The following is a 1,432-nucleotide window of genomic DNA, read 5'->3' as shown; positions in this document are numbered from 1 at the left end:
GGGGATGTCCCGCTTTTTGTTGAAAATCGCTCAGCAGGCGTTCTCATTGGCTGAGCCTATGCGGCCTTGGCGTGCAGTTCAAGGCTGGGGCTTATGGCGTGCTTGGCCTGATGGGCCAATAGAGCCGCCCGCAGGATTGGTAGTTGTTTGTAGGCCTTCAACCGGCGGAAGCCCTTGGCAGCTTCCATCATGCCAGCGGCCGTCCAACGCAAAGCCATCCCGGCATTCTGCCATCGTTTGACGTTGCGGCAGACGCGGCGGATGGTGCCGTTCATATTCTCGATGATGTTGGTGCATGCGAGCGAACGGCGCAGCTCGGCAGGAAGGCCGAGACGGGTGACGGTCAGGATTTCGTCGATCCCCTCCAGGATGCTGCCGGAGACGCCGGGAGCCTCGTATTCGAGGCGGCGGGCCAGATTGTGGATCAGTCTTTCCGCCTTCGCCGCGTCGCTCAGTTCCCACGCCTGACGCAGAACCTTGCGTACCGAGGCATGCAAGGGCTTGGCAATGCGCTCGGTGATGTTGCGGGCCTTATGGACCTGGCAACGCTGGATCAGCGTGTGGCGGCCGAAGGTCCTGCGGATGGCCTTGGACAGCGCCTTGGCTCCATCAACGACAAACAGGCGACTGACCGCCGGGTCGAGGCCGCGGGCGACCAGGTTGTCCAGCAGGGCCTGCACCACGGCGGTATTCTCGGTTGCCCCTTCAATCGCGCCCAGTGGGTGCTTGTCGCCCATCCCGTCAATGCCAACCGCGCCCACCAGCATCAGATCGTCGTCTACGTGCATACCGTCGATCTGAATGATCAGCAGATCCAGTTTGGACAGGTCGGCGGTCATCCACGCCTTCATCCGCGCAGCCGACAGCGCCACGAACCGGCGCGATACGGCCGACTTGGATACGCCTGCGCCCTCCGGCGCAGGCACGTCACCTTCCGGCAGGCGGACGGCCCGACCAAACCGGCGCGTCGAGACGTTGATCAGCATCAGGTTCATAGCCCACTTGCCGAGCAAGTCCTCGGACTGGGCCGTCGTCCAGCTCGGCAACGCGAGTTCGCCGCCGTCGCAGCCGCGCACGCGAGGCCGCTCGATCTCAACCTTGCCGCCGTGGAAGCCGACCTTGCCCCGCGTCTTCCCCCACCGATGCCCTTCCTTGCCCGCCGCCCGACCATAGCGGGAGCCGCACAGACGGGCTGTATCTTCCTCCAGCATGCCCGATAACGTGGCGATCCCCGCCGTCAGGCAGAATCGCTCAAAGCTGGCGCCGACCTCTTGCCAGGCTTCTTCGACGATTGCCCCCGCACCAATGGCGGCAGATGTGGTAATCTTCTTCATGGCGTTGCTCTCCTTCGTTGGATTCGACACCCCGAGCCTAACAGGCTCAAGGCGAGCAACGCCTACTTCACAATTTCAACAGCGACCGGGACATCCCC

At 63.4% G+C, this 1,432-nt stretch carries 1 protein-coding gene; it reads right to left on the bottom strand.

Features of this window, described 5'->3' with window-relative positions; translation table 11 throughout:
• Positions 1 to 56 precede the first annotated feature (56 nt).
• Positions 57 to 1,334, bottom strand: coding sequence for an IS256 family transposase (locus AC1RLZ_RS31115; RefSeq protein WP_493191810.1), 1,278 nt, complete (start codon positions 1,332 to 1,334; stop codon positions 57 to 59).
• Between the last annotated feature and the right edge of the window lie 98 nt (positions 1,335 to 1,432).

The sequence above is a fragment of the Tardiphaga sp. GW822-FHT04G09 genome, from assembly GCF_058800725.1.
The sequence above is the reverse complement of the archived record's forward strand: the minus strand, read 5'-3'. Positions and strand labels throughout refer to the sequence as shown.